The organism is Stenotrophomonas sp. YJH_SMC_16, assembly GCF_059367875.1.
Map to the genome: position 1 here is coordinate 1 of NZ_JCAFRH010000014.1, position 16,654 is coordinate 16,654.

Below are 16,654 nucleotides of genomic sequence, written 5' to 3' on the forward strand. Positions count from 1 at the left end.
AACATCCTGGCCAGAAAGCTGGCCAGGATCGCCTGGGGGGTCTTCAAAAGCGGGCGGGACTTTGACCCCGCCATGCTGAAAGTGGGTCAAGCCTGCTTCCAGCAGGCTTGACCGCGAACATAGGATCTCGGCTCTACAGACAGGCGTCACCAAGCTGCGGTTAGACTTTCCGCATGACGCCTGCCCACGATCCGCGCCGCGCTCAACTGCGGCGCCTGAAAGCCCTCGCGCTGGGCCTGTTGCTGTTGATGCTGGCCGGTTTCGCAATCAGCCACTGGCAGGGCGAGCGCGGCATCTGGGCCTGGGTCTCGGCCTTCTGCGAAGCAGCGGCCGTGGGCGCGCTGGCCGACTGGTTCGCTGTGGTCGCGCTGTTCCGGCGGCCGATGGGCCTGCCGATCCCACATACCGCAATCATCCCGCGCAGCAAGGAACGCATCGGCGACAGTCTCGCCCTGTTCGTGCGCGACCAGTTCCTGGAGCCGGGTGTGCTGCTGGCCAAGCTGCAGGTGTTCGATCCAGCCAGCCGCCTCGGCAGCTGGCTGGCCGACCCGGCGCGCTCGCGGATGCTGGCCGACATGGCCCGCGGCTGGGCCCTGCAGGCGCTGGATTTCTTCGACGAAACCGCCGTACGCCGCCAGCTGCACGCCTTTGTGGTGCAGCAGCTGCGGCAGTGGAATGCCGCCGCCACCGCCGGTGAGCTGCTGGCCCTGCTGACCGCCGATGGGCGCCACCAGCGCGTGCTGGACGAGGGCCTGCAGCGCCTGGGGCGCTGGCTGGAGCAACCGGAAGTGAAGGAGCGTGCTTCGCAGCTGATCGTGCGTTACATCCAGCGCGAGTGGCCCACCCTGTCGAGCACGGTGAACTGGGTCAAGCCGATCGACGAGATCGGCGACAGCCTGGCCGAGCGCCTGGCGCGGGCGGTGCTGGAAGAACTGCAGCAGGTGCTGGCCGAGCCGCAGCATCCGCTGCGCCAGGACTACGAGAGCTGGCTGCAGAACTACGTGCAGCGCCTGCGCGAGGACCCGGCCCTGGCCGAGCGCATCGAGCAGCTCAAGCAGGAAATGATCGACCACCCCGCCCTGCAGGACTACGTGCAAGGGCTGTGGGCGCGCATCCATGCCAGCCTGCGCGCCGACCTGCAACGCGAGGACTCGGCACTGGTCGGCCACCTGCAGCGCAGCCTGGCGTCGCTGGGCAGCAGCCTGCAGGCCGACCCGGCCCTGCGCGAGGCCCTCAACCAGCACCTGCTGGAAGGTGCGCAGCGCCTGACCGGGCGCCTGCGCGAGGGCGTGACCACGCATATCGCGCAGACCGTGAAGGGCTGGGACGAGCGGCACCTGGTCGAGCAGCTGGAACTGAGTGTGGGCCGCGACCTGCAGTTCATCCGCTTCAACGGCACCCTGGTAGGTGGCCTGATTGGCCTGCTGCTGCATGCGGCAACCGTGGTGTTCAGGTTCTAGGCGTCGCCCCTCCTCACGCTTATCATGCTTGATTCATAAAATGCGAATGCCTATCATTTACTGATCGGTTGTACGCTTAGCCAAACGGGCGCGGAAGACGCGCCCATCGCCCGTGTACATCCCCGACCTCTGGGCTGCCCGTCTGCGCGGGCGGTGCTTCGTCGATGGGACACGCTGGGCGACATGCGCAGGGCGCAAGGGGGCCGCGGACGCGTTCCATCCCCTCCCCTACCTGCAGGAACGCCGTGGACCGCTCGCCCGCAACCGCCAGCCCCCGCACCTTCTTCTCCAACCCGCGCTGGGGCGTGCTGTCACGCTCGTTGGCTGCGATCTTCGGCGGCTATGCGCTGGCTTCGGCCACCAGCGTGTTCTGCGCGGTGGCGCTGCCCGGCGCACGCGGGCAGACCGTGCTGACCGGCATGCTGCTGGCCATTCTGGTCGCCGCCTGCGCGGCGTTGTGGGCGTTCGCCACCCGCAGCGCGCTGCGTGCGTGGGTCGGCATTCTCGCTCCCGCCCTGCTGATGGCTGCCATCGCGCGCATGCTGGGGGCCTGGGCATGAAGAACGGATTCCGCCAGTCGATGGCCTGGCTGCACACCTGGACCGGCTTGCTGGTCGGCTGGTTGCTGCTGCTGATTTTCATGGCCGGCACGGCCAGCTACTACCGCGAGGAAATCAGCCGCTGGATGCGCCCGGAGCTGCCGTCCAGCAACGTCAGCATCGACGTCGCCGCGCAGCGCGCGGTGGACTACCTGCAGGCCAACGCCGCGCAGGCCGAGAACTGGTTCGTCACCCTGCCGCAGCCGCGCAACCCGGCCATGCAGATGTTCTGGCGACTGCCCCCGGAACTGGCCGACCCCAGCCGTGGCCGTCGAGGCGGCTTCGGCGATGCCACGCTCGACCCCAACACCGGCCAGGCACTGAAGGCCCGTGAGACCCGCGGCGGTGATTTCTTCTACCGCCTGCACTTCGACCTGCACTACATCCCGGTGCTGTGGGCACGCTATCTGGTCGGCTTCTGCGCGATGTTCATGCTGGTGGCGATCATCACCGGCGTCATCACCCATAAGAAAATCTTCAAGGACTTCTTCACCTTCCGCAAGGACAAGGGCCTGCGCTCCTGGCTCGATTTCCACAACGTCAGCGCGGTGATGGCCCTGCCCTACCACGCGATGATCACCTACACCGGCATCGTCACGCTGATGATCATGTACCTGCCGTGGGGCGTGAAAGTCGCCTACCCGCAGGACGAGGACAAGTTCTTCAGCGAAGCCTTCGGCGGCATGCCGGAGGTGACCGCGCCGGCCGAAGGCCGCGCAACACCGCTGCCGATCGCGCAACTGCTGGACAGCGCGCGTGCGCATTGGCACGGCGTGGAAGTGGCCGGCTTCACCGTGTCCAACCCGGGCGCGGCCAATGCGGTGATCGACATCCGCCAGCGTGATGGCAAGCGCCTGTCCACCGACACCCCGGCCGTGCGCTACGACATGGTCAGCGGTGCATTGCTGGAAGAAACACCGCCCTCCGGTGGCGCCACCGCCACCCGCGGCGTGCTGTACGGCCTGCATCTGGCACGCTTTGCCGACTGGGGCCTGCGTGCACTGTTCTTCCTGTCCGGCCTGGTCGGCTGCCTGATGGTCGCCAGCGGCGTGGTGCTGTGGGCGGTGAAGGAACGTCCCAAGCATGCCAAGAGTGGACGCATCGGCTTCGGCCTGCGCCTGGTCGATGCGCTGAACATCGGCACCGTGGCCGGGCTGCCGATCGCCTTTGCCGCCTACTTCTGGGGCAACCGCCTGCTGCCGCTGGCCATCGCCGAGCGCTCGAGTGCGGAAGCCGACGTGTTCTTCTACGCTTGGGGCGGCGCGCTGCTGGCCGCTTTCATCTGGCCGAAGCGGATGATGTGGGCGTGGCAGCTGTACCTGGGCGCCGCCGCGTTCGCGCTGGTGCCGGTGGTCAACGCGCTGACCACGCATGCCCACCTGGGCGTCACCCTGCGCAACGGTGACTTGGTGCTGGCCGGCGTTGATCTGTCGATGATTGCCTTCGGCGCGATGCTGGCGATGTGCGGTTGGCGCATGCAGCGCTGGACGCCACCGCTGAGTGCGGCCGAGAAGAAGAAGCGCGCGGCTGCCGCAGCAGCGCCGAAGGCATCAGTCGAAGCGGCCGAAGCGGAGGCCAGCGCATGATGCTGCTGGCTCTGACGCTGTCGTTCTCTGCGTTCACTGCCCTGTCGCTGGCGATGGAAAAGCACCAGCACGACCTGCACGGCAAGGCTGCAGCTCCCCCGGCACGGCGCACGCAGTGGCGGGTGCTGGGCTGGGCCCTGCTGACGGTGGCGTTCGCGTTGTGCGTGGTCGACCATGGCTGGGCGATGGGCCCGGTGCTGTGGCTGGGCACGATGACCCTGGGCGGTGTGGCGCTGTCGTTCGGGCTGTACCCTTACCGACCGAAATGGATCGCGCCGCTGGCGATCGCGTTGCCGGTGGTCGGGCTGGTGGTGGCCGTTCTGTAACCCGACAGCTGGGGTCGGATCCCTTGCGTGCAGCGCAAGGGCTGTGCCCCCATCCAGGCACCGCGCATCCCCGCATGGCGTGGATCTACCCGCCGGGCATGGCCCGGCGCTACCGGGGTCAGAGGCCCTGCGCTGCGCGCAGGGGATCCGACCCCAGGTACCTGGTCAGCCCAACCGCTTCAGTTCCCACGCGCGGTGGATGCGCGCGTTGCGCTCGAAATCCGGACCGATGGTGCGCGCGGTGATCTCGCGGCACTGGGCGAATTCGGCGATGGCGTTCTCTTCCAGCTTGAAGCGGCGGAAGTTGTTCGAGAAATACAGCACGCCGCCCGGTGCCAGCCGCGCCACGGCTGCGCGCAGCAGCTTCAACTGCTCGCGCTGCACATCGAAGTCATCGGCACGCGCGGAGTTGGAGAACGTCGGCGGGTCGCAGAAGATCACGTCGTACTGGCCACGGTCGCCTTCCAGCCAGGCCATGGCATCGGCCTGCACCAGCAGGTGCTGGTTGCCGCCCTGCCCGTTCAGCGCCAGGTTGTCGTAGCACCACTGCAGGTAGGTGGCCGACAGGTCGACGCTGGTGGTGCTGGCGGCACCGGCCACCGCGGCCTGCACGCTGGCCACGCCGGTGTAGCAGAACAGGTTGAGGAAACGCTTGCCGCGCACCTGCTCGGCCATCATCCGGCGCAGCGGGCGATGGTCGAGGAACAGGCCGGTATCGAGGTAGTCGAACAGGTTCACCTGCAGCAGCGCGTTGTTCTCGCGCACCACGATGAACTCGTCTCGCTGCTCGAAGCGGCCGTACTTGCTGCCGCCCTTGCCGCGCTCGCGCGACTTCATCGAGACCTGCTCCGGCGGCACGCCGAACACTTCACGCGCAGCGGCCAGCAGTTCGTTGCGGCGACGGCGCACGTCGTTCTCCGGAATGGCAGCCGGTGCGGCGTATTCCTGCACGTGCAGGAAGGTACGGCGCTTGCCGCCGTCTTCCTCGTAGACGTCGATGGCGGCGGCGTACTCCGGCAGGTCGGCGTCATAGGCGCGGAAGCAGGTGATGTCCTCGCGGGCACGCCAGCTCTTGAACTTCTTCAGGTTCTTGCGCAGGCGGTTGGCCACCATCTGCGCACCTTCGCTCAGCTCGCGTGGCTGTGCCGGATCGCGGCCCGGCACCGCGATCGGGTCGCAGACGATCAGCGCGCATTCCAGCGCACCGTTGAACATCTGGTACTTCTTGCCCGCACGCAGGCCGGTGGCGAAGGCCAGCTCGTCGTTGCCGCACAGCAGGCTGGCACGCCACTGCGGCACGGCCTTCTGCAGGGCGTTGCCCAGTGCGCGGTACAGCGCCGGATCGGCGGCCAGGCGCTCGTCGTACGGCGGGTTGCAGACCACCGCGCCGATCTCCTGCTCCGGCGCGGCCAGGTCGGCGACGTCGGCGCGGGTGAAGCGGATCGCGTGGGCGACACCCGCCACTTCCGCGTTCTCGCGTGCCGCCTGAATCGCGGTCGGGTCGATGTCGCTGCCATGGATGACCGGCTTCAGCGCGGCCAGGCCTGCGGCCTCACGGTCACGCGCTTCGCACTGGATGGTCTTCCAGGCGGCCTTGTCGAAGCCCAGCCAGCGGCTCGGCGGCAGGCTGCCATGGCGCATCAGGCCGGGAGCGACGTCAGCGGCCATCAGCGCGCCCTCGATCAGCAGCGTGCCGCTGCCGCACATCGGGTCCAGCAGGCCACCCCCGGCGGCGTGCAGGCGCGGCCACTGCGCGCGCAGCAGCAGCGCGGCAGCCAGGTTTTCCTTCAGCGGTGCCTCGTGGGCGGCACCGCGCCAGCCACGGCGATGCAGCGGGCCGCCGCCGAGGTCGATCGACAGCGAGGCGCGGCCCTTGCGCAGTGACAGGTTGACGCGCACGTCCGGCAGGTCGGTGTTGACCGAGGGGCGTTCCAGCCCCTCATCGCGCATGCGGTCGACGATGGCGTCCTTGATCCGCTGGGCGGCAAAGCGGGCGTGGGTGATCTTGTCGCCGGACACATGTGCGTCCACCGCCAGGGTCATCTCCGGCTTGATGTGCTCATGCCACGGCAGCGCACGCACGCCGTCATACAGGGCCTGCTCGTCCGGGCACTCGAACTCGTCAATCGGCCACAGCACGCGGCTGGCCAGGCGTGACCACATCACGATCCGCAGCGCCTGCTCCAGTTCGCCCTCGGCGTTGACGCCGGCAATGGTGGCAGTGGCCTTGGCAAGGCCCAGGGCCGACAGTTCATCGGCAAGCAGGTATTCCAGGCCCTTGGCGCAGGAGACGAAGAATTTCACGGGATCGGTTCGCAGGTGGTCGGGCGCGGCACAGGGGCCGGGCCAGTCGGAAAGGAGGGCCGTAGGCACGGCCGGCAGGCCCGCGCCGGGGGCGGCGGGGCTGCCATTGTAGTCAAAGCGGGCGGGCGCACCGTGCGCCCGGGCTTCACAGTTGCCGCAGCAAGCGCTCGAAGGCCTGCGCGGAGGCCTCCACGTGGTGCTCCAGGCGGTGACCGTCGTCGACCAGCAGCAGCTGTGCCGAACGCGCCTGCGCCCAGGCAATCACCCCGGCGGCCGGTACCACGTCGTCATGCCAGGCCTGCACCACCGTGATCGGCACCGCCGCGGCATCCAGCGCCGGCATCGGGCCCATGGTGGTCGGCGGCACCATCAGGAACAGGCCGGCCACAGGCACCTGCAGCGAGGCAATGGCGGAGATGTAGGCGCCCAGGCTGGAGCCGGCCAGCACCACCGGGCCCTGCTGGGCGGCGATGGCGGCGCGTTCCACCAGGCGCTGCAGCCGGGTGCGCACGTCACCCACCCGGCTGACCTCGCTCATCGCGTCCAGGTCGGTGTAGTCCGGGCGTTCATGGGTCCAGCCCAGGCGTTGCGCCACGTCGGCCAGCGCGGTGACCTTGGTCGCTTCCGGGCCGCTCTCGAAACCGTGGGACAGGATGCAGTGGCCGCGGCTCATGCGCGCGCTCCGTGGGAGCGGGTCGGCGGCGAAAGAGGAGGCAGGTTCATGCCGCAATGCTAGCATCGCTGGATGCCCAACCCGCTCCTTCCCGGCCTGCAGCTGCAGCCCCTGCCCTATCAAGACCGCCTGCCGCTGCGCGACCCGGCCACGCTGGAGATGGTGGTGATCCACTGCACCGAGCTGCCCGATCTGGCGATGGCCCGCGAGTACGGCGAGCGCGTGCTGTATGACAGCGGCGCCGGCAACAGCGGCCACTTCTACATCGACCGCGATGGCAGCGTGGTGCAGTACGTCGCACCGGAACGGGTGGCCCACCACGTGCGCGGCATGAACGCGCATACGCTGGGCATCGAGCTGGTCAACACCGGGCGCTACCCGGACTGGCTCGACAGCCGCCATCAGGCGATGGACGAGGCCTACACCGAGGCACAGCTGGCGGCGCTGGAGGCGCTGCTGCTGGCGCTGGTGGCGCGCTATCCGTCGCTGCGGCGGATTGCCGGGCACGACCAGCTGGATCTGGAGCAGGTGCCGGCCAGCGATGATCCGACGCTGATGGTGGCGCGCAAGCGTGATCCGGGACCGTTGTTCCCGTGGGCGCGGGTGCTGGCGAAGGTGCCACTGCAGCCGGTTGGGTGAGGGTTTGCAGGGCTGCGCCCTGCACCCGCAGAAGCAACGTCAACGTCAAGAGCTCGCATTCCGAGGGATGGCGGGGTGGGTCCGGTTGCGGGGGACGCCGTAAACCCGTCCCTGGGGGCTTGGCCGCGGCATCCATGCCGCGGACACCCCCGCAACCGGACCCACCCCGCCTTCGACAGATTTCTGCCGCTGTTGGTGGATGCCGACCGTTGGTCGGCACGGAGTCGGATCGATCGGAGGGTGCCTTTGTAGAGTCGAGCCGCGCTCCATGACCTGCGGGCGCCGATGATTTGAACGCATCGCCATGCGCGTGGAGCCGGCCGCTCGGCTCTGGAGAGGCTCCGCGCTCGACTGCTTTTTGCTCGGATCGCTCAGGCGCCGGTCGCCACCGGGCGGCTGTTGTCGCTGACCCACCCGCTCCAGGAATCGGCATAGATGCGTGCGCCGCTCAGGCCCGCGCTTTCCATCGCCAGCAGCAGGTGGCAGGCGGTCACGCCGGAGCCGCACATCAGCACCACCTGCTGCGGATCACGGTTGCCGATCACGCCCTGCAGTTCGGCGCGCAGTTCCTGTGCATCCCGCAGGCGGCCGTCGGCAACGTTCAACGCAAACGGGCGGTTGACCGCGCCGGGTACATGGCCGGCAACCGGGTCCAGCGGCTCGACTTCGCCACGGAAGCGTTCGCCCGCGCGTGCGTCGACCAGCCAGCCCGGCGCGTGCTTCAGGCGTGCGCTGATTTCGTCGGCATTGGCAATCTGGGTGGTGTCGAAACGGCCCGGGTAAGCCGGCAGCGCGGTCACCTCATCCTGCCCCGTCGCCAAGGGGTGCCCTGCGGCCTGCCAGGCGGTGATACCACCATCGAGCACGGCCACCTTGCGGTGCCCGATCAGGCGCAGCAGCCACCACAGGCGCGAGGCGGCCATGCTGCCGTCGCTGCCGTCGTAGACCACCACCTGGGTGTCGGGACCAATACCCCATTGGCCGAGCTTCGCGGCGAAGGCATCGCTGTCCGGCAGTGGATGACGGCCGTGGCCGCTGCGGGTCAGATCCGACAGGTCCCGATTGAGGTCGGCATACACCGCGCCCGGAACATGCCCCGCCAGATACTGGCCGCTACCCGCCTGCGGGTCGGCCAGCGAGGACCGCGCATCGACCACGCGTACGGCGGTGCTGGCGGTGGCACGTGCATCGACGACACGTACGCCCTCACCCAATGCTGCCGCCAGGCTGGCGACATCGACAAGCGTGGTCCACGGCGGATCGATCGGCTTCATTGCACTTGCTCCAGGCGGCGACGCAGGTTGTAGAGAATGGCGGCGGTCGCGCCCCAGATACGCTGGCCGGGCCAGCCGTACTCAAGGACGTGGCGGATGCGGCCGCGGTGATTGATTTCGACCTGGCGCAGGTTGTCTGCGGCCATCAGGTAGGCCAGCGGCACCTCGAACACCTCGGCCACTTCGCTGGGCTGCGGCACCGGTACGAAGTCCGGATCGACCACGGCCACCACCGGCGTGACCCGGTAGCCGGTGATCGTCACAAAGGGATCGAGATAGCCCAGCGCCTGCACCTGGCCGGGCGCCAGTGCGATTTCTTCCTGGCTCTCGCGCAGCGCGGCCGCCAGTGCGTCGCGGTCATCGGGTTCGGTGCGCCCGCCGGGGAAGCCGACCTGGCCACCATGCTGGCGCAGGGTTTCGGTGCGACGGGTAAGAATGACCTGTGCGCCATTTGCGCGCGGCACGATGCCGGCCAGTACGGCGGCTTCCACAGGTGGCCCCGGCGGCAGCAGGTCACTCAGTTCGCTGCGGTTCCAGCCGTCGCCGGCCGGCGGCTCGGCCAGTGGATGCAGCGCGCGCATCAAGCGTTCGTGATCGGCCAGCGAGCCGCGCAGTGATTGCTGCAGCTGTTCACGCAGGGGTTGCACGCGATGCAGGATGCGGCTGCGCTCCTCGTTGCTCATCGACGACCACCGTGCGATTTCATCGATGTGCCGCCCGCAGCCGGTGCATTGCCGGTCCGGATCCAGCGTGCACACTCCGATGCAGGGACTTGCGACAACACGCGCCGTTTCTTCCATTGTTTGCACCCGGCAACAGTAGCGCGATCGGGCTGAATTTGCGCGGGGTGCAGATGCGGTGCGTGGCACCGTCGCGCTCCGCGCAAACAAAAACGCGCCGGTGGAATCACCGGCGCGTTTCGTTTACGGCTTCGATTTACTTGACGCTGACCAGCTTGATCTCGAACTGCACAGCCACATTCGGCGGGAACGGGGTGCGCGGGTCGGCACCGTAGGCCTGGTCCGGCGGCAGGGTGACTTCCCACTTCGAGCCTGCCGGCATCTGCAGCAGGGTCTCGCGCATGGCCTTCATTTCGACGTCGCTGACCTTGATCGACGGAATCTGCTGGGCCGGACGGGCTTCGGTCGGGCGCTGGCCGTACGGGAACGGACCGGCCACTTCCAGCTGCACGGTGCTGGCCTGGGTCGGCTTGGCGCCCTTGCCGGCTTCGATCACGCGGTACTGGACGCCGCTCGGCAGGGACTGCACGCCGGCCTTGGCCTTGTTCGCCGCGATGAACTGATCGCTCTTGGTCTTGTTTTCGGCAGCAGCCTTTTCGTACTCGGCCTTGGCAGCCTGGGCACGGCCCTGCTCGCGCTTCTGGAACGCTTCAACGGCCGGCTTCAGCTGGTCGGCGGTGATCGCCGGCTGCTTCTTGGCGTAGGCGTCCTGCAGACCCTTCACCACCGAGTTGATGTCCAGCTGCTCACCACGACCGGTCAGCTCCGCCAGGTTGTTGCCGTAGTCGTAACCGAAGTAGTAGCTCAGCTTGCCCTTTTCGGACGAGACGTCCTGGGCGAAGGCATTGCCCGTCAGGGCCAGGGCCGCGACGGCGACCGCGATAGAACGCAACTTCATCAAACAGTTCTCCAGGGGTGGTAACTCAGGGACGTTCTGCGCCGCCCTGAGGCGACGGGTTAGGATAACGGGCACAACGTGTAACCGCTACTCACGATGCAGGCTAAGACCCGTCTGCGTTGGCGGAGTTCAATCTCACTTTTTTTTAACGTTTCAGGAGTTTTCCCGTGGCCGATGCCCTGATCGCTGTCGCCGACGACGGCGCCATCCGCACCGTGACCGTCCAGCGCCCGGACAAGCTCAACGCCTTGAATGCCGCGACCCTGCAGGCGCTGGCCGAAGCGTTCAGCGCCGCCGCTGCCGACCCGGACGTGCGCGTGGTGGTGCTGACCGGTGCCGGTCCGAAGGCGTTCGTGGCCGGGGCCGACATCGCCGAGATGAACACACTCAGTGCGGTTCAGGGACGTGATTTCTCCCTGCTCGGCCAGGCCCTGATGCGCCAGATCGAGCGCATGCCCAAGCCGGTGATCGCGCGCGTGAACGGCTTCGCCCTGGGCGGCGGGCTGGAGCTGGCCATGGCCTGCCACCTGCGCATCGCTGCCGATACGGCCAAGGTCGGGCAGCCGGAGATCAATCTGGGCCTGATTCCCGGCTTCGGCGGCAGCCAGCGCCTGCTGCGCCTGTGCGGCCGCGCCGCCACCCTGGAGCTGTGCCTGCTGGGTGCACCGATCAACGCCGCGCGTGCGCTGGAACTGGGCATCGTCAACGAGGTGGTACCCGCCGACGCGCTGGACAACCGTGTGCAGGATGTCGCCCGCCAGTTGGCGCGCTCGGCGCCGCTGGCCCTGCGTGGCCTGCTGGATGCCGTGCACGTGGGTGGCGAATGCAGCCTGGAGGCAGGGCTGGAGTACGAAAGCGCGCAGTTCGGCCTGCTGTTCGCCACCGAGGACATGCGCGAAGGCACCAGCGCGTTCCTGCAGCGCCGTCCGCCGGCCTTCCAGAACCGCTGACGCCATGGCATCCCGACCCAACCCCGCGCAGCTGTTCGCCCGGGTCCAGGCAGACGATCTCGATGGTGCCCTGCAGGCAGGCCTGATGGACTACGTCGCCCGCGCCGGCGACGAACAGCTGCTGCCCGGCCACCCGGACCTTCCGCGACGCCTGCAGCAGGCGCAGCAGCAATTGCATACGGCCTGGGCCGCACGCGAACGCTACCGTGCGCGTGCGGTGCGGCTGGCACGGCGCGAAGCCGAGCGCGATGCACGCCGTACGCCGGCCCCGGCGCCGGACGTGAAACCCGCCCTGCCCGCCGCAGCCGCCGCCATCCTCGCCCGGGCCAAGGCCCGCGCCAGCGGCAAGGAGCAGTAATGGCCACCATGAAGAAGACCGCACGCGCCCCGGCGCGGCGTGGCGGCACGATGCCGCGCGCCGACGTGGTGGAAATGTTCACCCGCCTGCGCGAACTCAATCCACACCCGAAGACCGAACTGGAGTACAGCTCGCCGTTCGAGCTGCTGGTGGCGGTCGCGCTGTCGGCGCAGGCCACCGACGTCGGCGTCAACAAGGCCACGCGCCGTCTGTTCCCGGTCGCCAACACGCCGGCGAAGATCCTCGCACTCGGCGAGGACGGGCTGAAGCAGTACATCGCCACCATCGGCCTGTTCAACGCCAAGGCGAAGAACGTGATCGCCACCTGTGCGATCCTGCTGGAGAAGCACGGCGGTGAAGTGCCGCGCGATCGCGATGAACTGGAAGCGCTGCCAGGCGTTGGACGCAAGACCGCCAACGTGGTGCTCAACACTGCATTCGGCGAGCCGGTGATGGCGGTGGACACGCATATCTTCCGCGTATCCAACCGCACCGGCCTGGCGCCAGGCAAGAACGTGCGTGAAGTGGAAGACAAACTGGTGAAGGTGATTCCGGCCGAGTTCCTGCTCGACGCGCATCACTGGCTGATCCTGCACGGGCGTTATGTGTGCAAGGCGCGCAAGCCGGATTGCCCGGGCTGCGTGATCGCCGACCTCTGCCGGTTCAAGGACAAGACCCTCGCAGAGTGACGACAGCATCCACGCATGGCGTGGATCTACTGCAACCGGGGCGCAATCCGGGCGTCATACGCAAGCGGTTTCAATGGCAGGCCATGCCGTGACGGGGCCTGCGGTGGATGTCTGCCGCGCGCGAACTGTCACATTTACGCAATCTTTACCTTCTAGCCTGCGCGCATCTTCCAACCTGCCTGCAAGGCTCCTCTCCATGAAACTGCATCACCAACTCCTGACGGTGGCCATGGCTGCTGCGCTGTATGTGCCGGCTGCACACGCCGAAGTCGCCATCGACGTGATCGGCGGTTCGGAAATCACCTTCGAAGGCCTGGTCCAGGCCGACGGCAACTGGTTCGACAACGACCTGACCGACCTCAACGGTGGCGACGCCGGCAACGGCAAGAACAGCGAATTCGAACTGCGTCGCGCCGAGCTGGTGCTGAAGGGCAAGGGCCCGGGCAACGTGGAATGGGTGGTCGGCTATGATGCCAAGGCCGATAAGTTCCTCGACACCAACGTGAAGTACAAGCTGCTGGGCAACGCCAACCACTTCCTGCAGCTGGGCCAGTTCAAGCAGCCCAACAGCCTGGAAGAACTGTCCAGCACCAAGAACAACGATTTCATTTCCAAGGCAGCAGTCACCAATACCTATGCCATCGCCCGCCGCCTGGGTGGCGCGTACAGCTACGGCCAGGACAACTGGTCGGTGACCGCCAGCGCCTTCGGACGCGAGCTGACCCGCAACCTGGCCCACGGCAGCGGCTACGGCGCGCGTGGCACCTGGGCCCCGATCAATGAAAAGGGCCAGGTCCTGCACTTCGGTCTGAGCTACGTCAACTACGACGCCGACGCCGACACCCTGCGCGTGCGTGCGCGTCCGAATGCCGACCTCGCCACTGCCCGCCTGATCGACAGCGGCAACCTGACCGACACCGACCGGGTCAGCACCATCGGTGCCGAAGCGATGTACTTCCAGGGCCCGTTCAAGGCCCAGGCCGAGTACTACACCAGCAAGGCCAAGCGCTACGACCACGACAACTACACCAGCGACGGCTACTACATCAGCGGCGTCTGGAACGTCACCGGCGAGACCTGGAGCTACAAGGGCGGCACTCCGGGCACCGGCCTGCCGAACAACCCGGCCGGCGGCCAGTGGCAGCTGGGCGTGCGCTACGACCACATGGATCTCAATGACGGCAACCTCGCCGCCAACCCGGTCGCTGGTCGCCCGCCGATCGTCGATGGCGTGCTGGGCGGCAAGATGGACATCTGGACCGTGGGCGCCAACTGGTACCTGCGTTCCAACTTCAAGCTGATGCTCAACTACGTGATGGTCGACAGCAAGAAGTACAGCTCCACGGCGCGCGGTTTCGTCAACGACGATCCCAACATCCTGGAAGCCCGCGCGCAGTTCTTCTGGTAAGTCCAGCCGCCTGCGTTGAACCGCGAAGGCACGGCCCCGTCCGTGCCTTCGTCGTTGCAGCGGTGCCCGTGCCGCCCTGCCGGCGCAGCGGACGTGACACCCCTCATGACGCGTGTCACGTCCGCGTCATATGACAGACGCGGACATGTCACGCAACCGTTATGGAATGTGCACCGAAACGTCGGGCAACCGCCCTTCGACCACCACCCCAGGAGTCTCCCCGTGATCCACGCCTTCAAATCGCGCGCCGCTGTCGCCATCCTGGCTGCATCGTCCGTGTTCGCCGCCAACGCCGCCGACATCACCGGCGCGGGCGCATCGTTCATCTACCCGGTCATGTCCAAGTGGTCGGCCGACTACAGCGCTGCGACCCGCAACAAGGTCAACTACCAGTCGATCGGCTCCGGTGGTGGCATCGCCCAGATCAAGGCCAAGACGGTTGATTTCGGCTCCTCCGATGCTCCGCTGAAGCCGGAAGAACTGGCCGCCTCGGGCCTGGCGCAGTTCCCGTCGGTGATCGGTGGCGTGGTGCCGGTGGTGAACGTGGCCGGCATCGCCCCGGGCGCGCTGAAGCTGGACGGCGCCGTGCTGGCCAACATCTTCCTGGGCAAGATCAAGACCTGGAATGACCCGGCCATCGCCGCGCTGAATCCGGGCGTGACCCTGCCGAGCGCCAAGATCACCGTCGTGCATCGTTCGGACGGTTCGGGCACCACCTTCAACTTCGTCAACTACCTGTCCAAGGTCAGCCCGGAGTGGAAGAGCTCGGTCGGTGAAGGCACCTCGGTGCAGTGGCCGGCCGGCATCGGTGGCAAGGGCAACGAAGGCGTTGCAGCGTACGTGAAGCAGATCAAGGGCGGCATCGGCTATGTCGAACTGTCCTACGCGCTGCAGAACAAGCTGTCGTACACCGCGATGAAGAATGCCGCCGGCAAGTTCGTGCAGCCGAGCGATGCGTCGTTCGCCGCTGCCGCCGCCAGCGCCGACTGGGCCAACGCCAAGGATTTCTACCTGGTCATGACCAATGCGCCGGGCGCTGAATCCTGGCCGATCACCGCCACCAACTTCATCCTGGTGCAGAAGACGCCGAAGAATGCTGCCAATGGCAAGGCCACCCAGGAGTTCTTCCGCTGGGTCTACAAGAACGGCGATGCCCAGGCCCGCCAACTGGACTACGTGCCGCTGCCGGACAGTCTGGTCCGCCAGATCGAAACCTACTGGACCCAGAACCTGAAGTAAGCGCGTTCCCCCGCAGGAACGGGATCGGCGGGTCCTCTCTCCCCCGCCGATCCCAACCCGGGCGCGAGATCCTCGAGATCTCGCGCTCTTCTTGTTTTTGGGGTGCACCAGGCTCTGTAGAGCCGAGCCCATGCTCGGTTGGGTGCTGGAGCGTGCAGACCAACGGTCCGCAGCTACCGAGGACAGGGAGCAGTCGAGTATGGCTCGACTCTACCCAGCGCCCAGGCCGTCATATCGATGCGCAGATCCGGGGTCTCAGGGCTCCTGCCAAGGGCCGGCCAACCCCGTGAAACCCTTGTCAGAACGTGATCCAGGACACCTCTGTCATGGTCGTAATACGGCTGTAACAAAAACATCATTTCATAGCCGCATCCGCCGACGTCGTCGGCTCTACCCCGCTATGGAGTGACCATGAAACTGCACTCGGCCGGCCTTGCCGCCCTTTCCCTGGCCATCGCCCTGGGCCTGTCGGCCTGCGGTGGCGACAAGCAGGCCGCGCAGCAGCCGGCTGCCGACGGTGCCGCGGCCCCGGCCGCTGCCGGTGCCAAGGTGACCGCCGAAGTGTCCGGTGCCGGCGCTTCCTTCATCTTCCCGCTGGTCTCCAAGTGGTCGGCTGACTACAACGCCAGCACCGGTGCCAAGATCAACTACCAGTCGATCGGCTCGGGCGGCGGTATCGCCCAGATCAAGGCCGGCACCGTCGACTTCGGTTCCTCCGACAAGCCGCTGAGCAGCGAAGAGCTGGCCCAGGCCGGCCTTGCGCAGTTCCCGTCCGCCATCGGCGGCGTGGTGCCGGTGGTCAACATCGAAGGCCTGGAAGCCGGCAAGCTGCGCCTGAGCGGCGCCCTGCTTGCCGACATCTTCCTGGGCAAGGTCAAGACCTGGAACGACCCGGCCATCGTCGCCGCCAACCCGGGCGTGAAGCTGCCGGACGGCAAGATCACCCTGGTCCATCGTTCGGACGGTTCGGGTACCACCTTCAACTTCTCCAACTACCTGTCCAAGGTCAGCCCGGAGTGGAAGAGCAAGGTTGGCGAGGGCACCTCGGTGCAGTGGCCGGACGGCGTCGGTGGCAAGGGCAACGAAGGCGTTGCTTCCTACGTGAAGCAGATCAAGGGCTCCATCGGCTACGTCGAACTGGCCTACGCGCTGCAGAACGGCATGCCGTACACCGCCATGCAGAACGCGGCCGGAAACTGGGTCGAGCCGAGCGCGGAAACCTTTGCCGCAGCGGCCGCGAGCGCCGACTGGGCCAGCGCCAAGGACTTCAACCTGGTCATCACCAACGCACCGGGCGAGCAGGCGTGGCCGATCACCGCCACCAACTTCATGCTGATGCAGAAGAAGCCGAAGGACGCCAAGCGCAACCAGGACACCCTGGCCTTCTTCAAGTGGGCCTTCGAGAACGGCCAGGCCCAGGCCAACGAGCTGCACTACGTGCCGCTGCCGGCCGAACTGGTCAAGCAGATCGAGGCCTACTGGGCGACCGACCTGAAGTGATGGACCCGACG

16 protein-coding genes and 1 pseudogene are annotated in these 16,654 nt (G+C 67.3%); 12 read left to right on the plus strand and 5 right to left on the minus strand.

Going from position 1 to position 16,654, the window contains the following annotated elements:
* The 5 genes and pseudogenes from AC5P6E_RS20370 to AC5P6E_RS20390 form a co-directional block, all read left to right on the plus strand.
* Positions 1 to 111: pseudogene (locus AC5P6E_RS20370) on the plus strand (IS110 family transposase); the annotation flags it as partial.
* A 62-nt stretch (positions 112 to 173) separates the two neighbouring features.
* Entirely contained in the window at positions 174 to 1,460 is a 1,287-nt protein-coding gene (locus AC5P6E_RS20375) for a DUF445 domain-containing protein (RefSeq protein ID WP_053442765.1), read from the plus strand.
* 245 nt (positions 1,461 to 1,705) lie between these two features.
* Entirely contained in the window at positions 1,706 to 2,020 is a 315-nt protein-coding gene (locus tag AC5P6E_RS20380) for a DUF3649 domain-containing protein (protein WP_053442764.1), read from the plus strand.
* Positions 2,017 to 3,645 carry a PepSY-associated TM helix domain-containing protein gene (locus AC5P6E_RS20385; RefSeq protein WP_329834735.1) on the plus strand — a complete coding sequence of 543 codons (1,629 nt, stop codon included), beginning with the start codon at positions 2,017 to 2,019 and terminating at the stop codon, positions 3,643 to 3,645. The genes AC5P6E_RS20380 and AC5P6E_RS20385 overlap by 4 nt, the downstream gene beginning before the upstream one ends.
* A complete protein-coding gene (locus tag AC5P6E_RS20390; RefSeq protein ID WP_312660478.1) occupies positions 3,642 to 3,971 on the plus strand; it encodes a DUF3325 domain-containing protein in 330 nt (109 codons plus the stop codon). Before AC5P6E_RS20385 ends, AC5P6E_RS20390 begins: the two co-directional genes overlap by 4 nt.
* 165 nt (positions 3,972 to 4,136) lie before the next feature.
* Here AC5P6E_RS20390 and rlmKL read toward each other — a convergent pair whose 3' ends face one another.
* Positions 4,137 to 6,275, minus strand: a complete 2,139-nt coding sequence (gene rlmKL, locus AC5P6E_RS20395; RefSeq protein ID WP_312660476.1) for a bifunctional 23S rRNA (guanine(2069)-N(7))-methyltransferase RlmK/23S rRNA (guanine(2445)-N(2))-methyltransferase RlmL — start codon at positions 6,273 to 6,275, stop codon at positions 4,137 to 4,139.
* A gap of 145 nt (positions 6,276 to 6,420) precedes the next feature.
* Positions 6,421 to 6,948 (minus strand): alpha/beta hydrolase, encoded by a 528-nt coding sequence (locus tag AC5P6E_RS20400; RefSeq protein ID WP_010486191.1) that lies wholly within the window; start codon positions 6,946 to 6,948, stop codon positions 6,421 to 6,423.
* A 72-nt stretch (positions 6,949 to 7,020) separates the two neighbouring features.
* On the opposite strand from AC5P6E_RS20400, the gene AC5P6E_RS20405 reads away from it, so the two are divergent.
* A complete protein-coding gene (locus tag AC5P6E_RS20405) occupies positions 7,021 to 7,587 on the plus strand; it encodes an N-acetylmuramoyl-L-alanine amidase (RefSeq protein WP_053442760.1) in 567 nt (188 codons plus the stop codon).
* Between the two features lie 371 nt (positions 7,588 to 7,958).
* Here the strand turns inward: AC5P6E_RS20405 and AC5P6E_RS20410 are convergent, their stop codons facing one another.
* The 3 genes from AC5P6E_RS20410 to AC5P6E_RS20420 form a co-directional block, all read right to left on the minus strand.
* Positions 7,959 to 8,861, minus strand: a complete 903-nt coding sequence (locus AC5P6E_RS20410; protein WP_053442759.1) for a sulfurtransferase — start codon at positions 8,859 to 8,861, stop codon at positions 7,959 to 7,961.
* On the minus strand, positions 8,858 to 9,661 hold the full coding sequence (locus AC5P6E_RS20415) for a CoA pyrophosphatase (protein WP_043402636.1): 804 nt from the start codon (positions 9,659 to 9,661) through the stop codon (positions 8,858 to 8,860). The genes AC5P6E_RS20410 and AC5P6E_RS20415 overlap by 4 nt, the downstream gene beginning before the upstream one ends.
* Before the next feature lie 136 nt (positions 9,662 to 9,797).
* Complete coding sequence (locus AC5P6E_RS20420; protein WP_010486198.1) at positions 9,798 to 10,499, minus strand: FKBP-type peptidyl-prolyl cis-trans isomerase; 702 nt, start codon at positions 10,497 to 10,499, stop codon at positions 9,798 to 9,800.
* 167 nt (positions 10,500 to 10,666) lie between these two features.
* Between AC5P6E_RS20420 and AC5P6E_RS20425 the strand changes: the two genes are divergently transcribed.
* The 6 genes from AC5P6E_RS20425 (at position 10,667) to pstS (AC5P6E_RS20450) (ending at position 16,643) form a co-directional block, all read left to right on the plus strand.
* The gene (locus tag AC5P6E_RS20425; RefSeq protein WP_043402633.1) at positions 10,667 to 11,449 is read left to right on the plus strand and encodes an enoyl-CoA hydratase/isomerase family protein; all 783 of its coding nucleotides are present in this window, start codon (positions 10,667 to 10,669) and stop codon (positions 11,447 to 11,449) included.
* 4 nt (positions 11,450 to 11,453) lie between these two features.
* The gene (locus AC5P6E_RS20430) at positions 11,454 to 11,807 is read left to right on the plus strand and encodes a hypothetical protein (protein ID WP_043402629.1); all 354 of its coding nucleotides are present in this window, start codon (positions 11,454 to 11,456) and stop codon (positions 11,805 to 11,807) included.
* The gene (nth, locus tag AC5P6E_RS20435) at positions 11,807 to 12,496 is read left to right on the plus strand and encodes an endonuclease III (protein WP_019337652.1); all 690 of its coding nucleotides are present in this window, start codon (positions 11,807 to 11,809) and stop codon (positions 12,494 to 12,496) included. Before AC5P6E_RS20430 ends, nth begins: the two co-directional genes overlap by 1 nt.
* 196 nt (positions 12,497 to 12,692) lie before the next feature.
* The gene (locus AC5P6E_RS20440; RefSeq protein ID WP_019337651.1) at positions 12,693 to 13,904 is read left to right on the plus strand and encodes an OprO/OprP family phosphate-selective porin; all 1,212 of its coding nucleotides are present in this window, start codon (positions 12,693 to 12,695) and stop codon (positions 13,902 to 13,904) included.
* A 222-nt stretch (positions 13,905 to 14,126) separates the two neighbouring features.
* On the plus strand, positions 14,127 to 15,143 hold the full coding sequence (gene pstS / locus AC5P6E_RS20445; RefSeq protein WP_010486211.1) for a phosphate ABC transporter substrate-binding protein PstS: 1,017 nt from the start codon (positions 14,127 to 14,129) through the stop codon (positions 15,141 to 15,143).
* Positions 15,144 to 15,554: 411 nt separating this feature from the next.
* Positions 15,555 to 16,643, plus strand: a complete 1,089-nt coding sequence (gene pstS / locus AC5P6E_RS20450) for a phosphate ABC transporter substrate-binding protein PstS (RefSeq protein ID WP_049411494.1) — start codon at positions 15,555 to 15,557, stop codon at positions 16,641 to 16,643.
* Positions 16,644 to 16,654 lie beyond the last annotated feature (11 nt).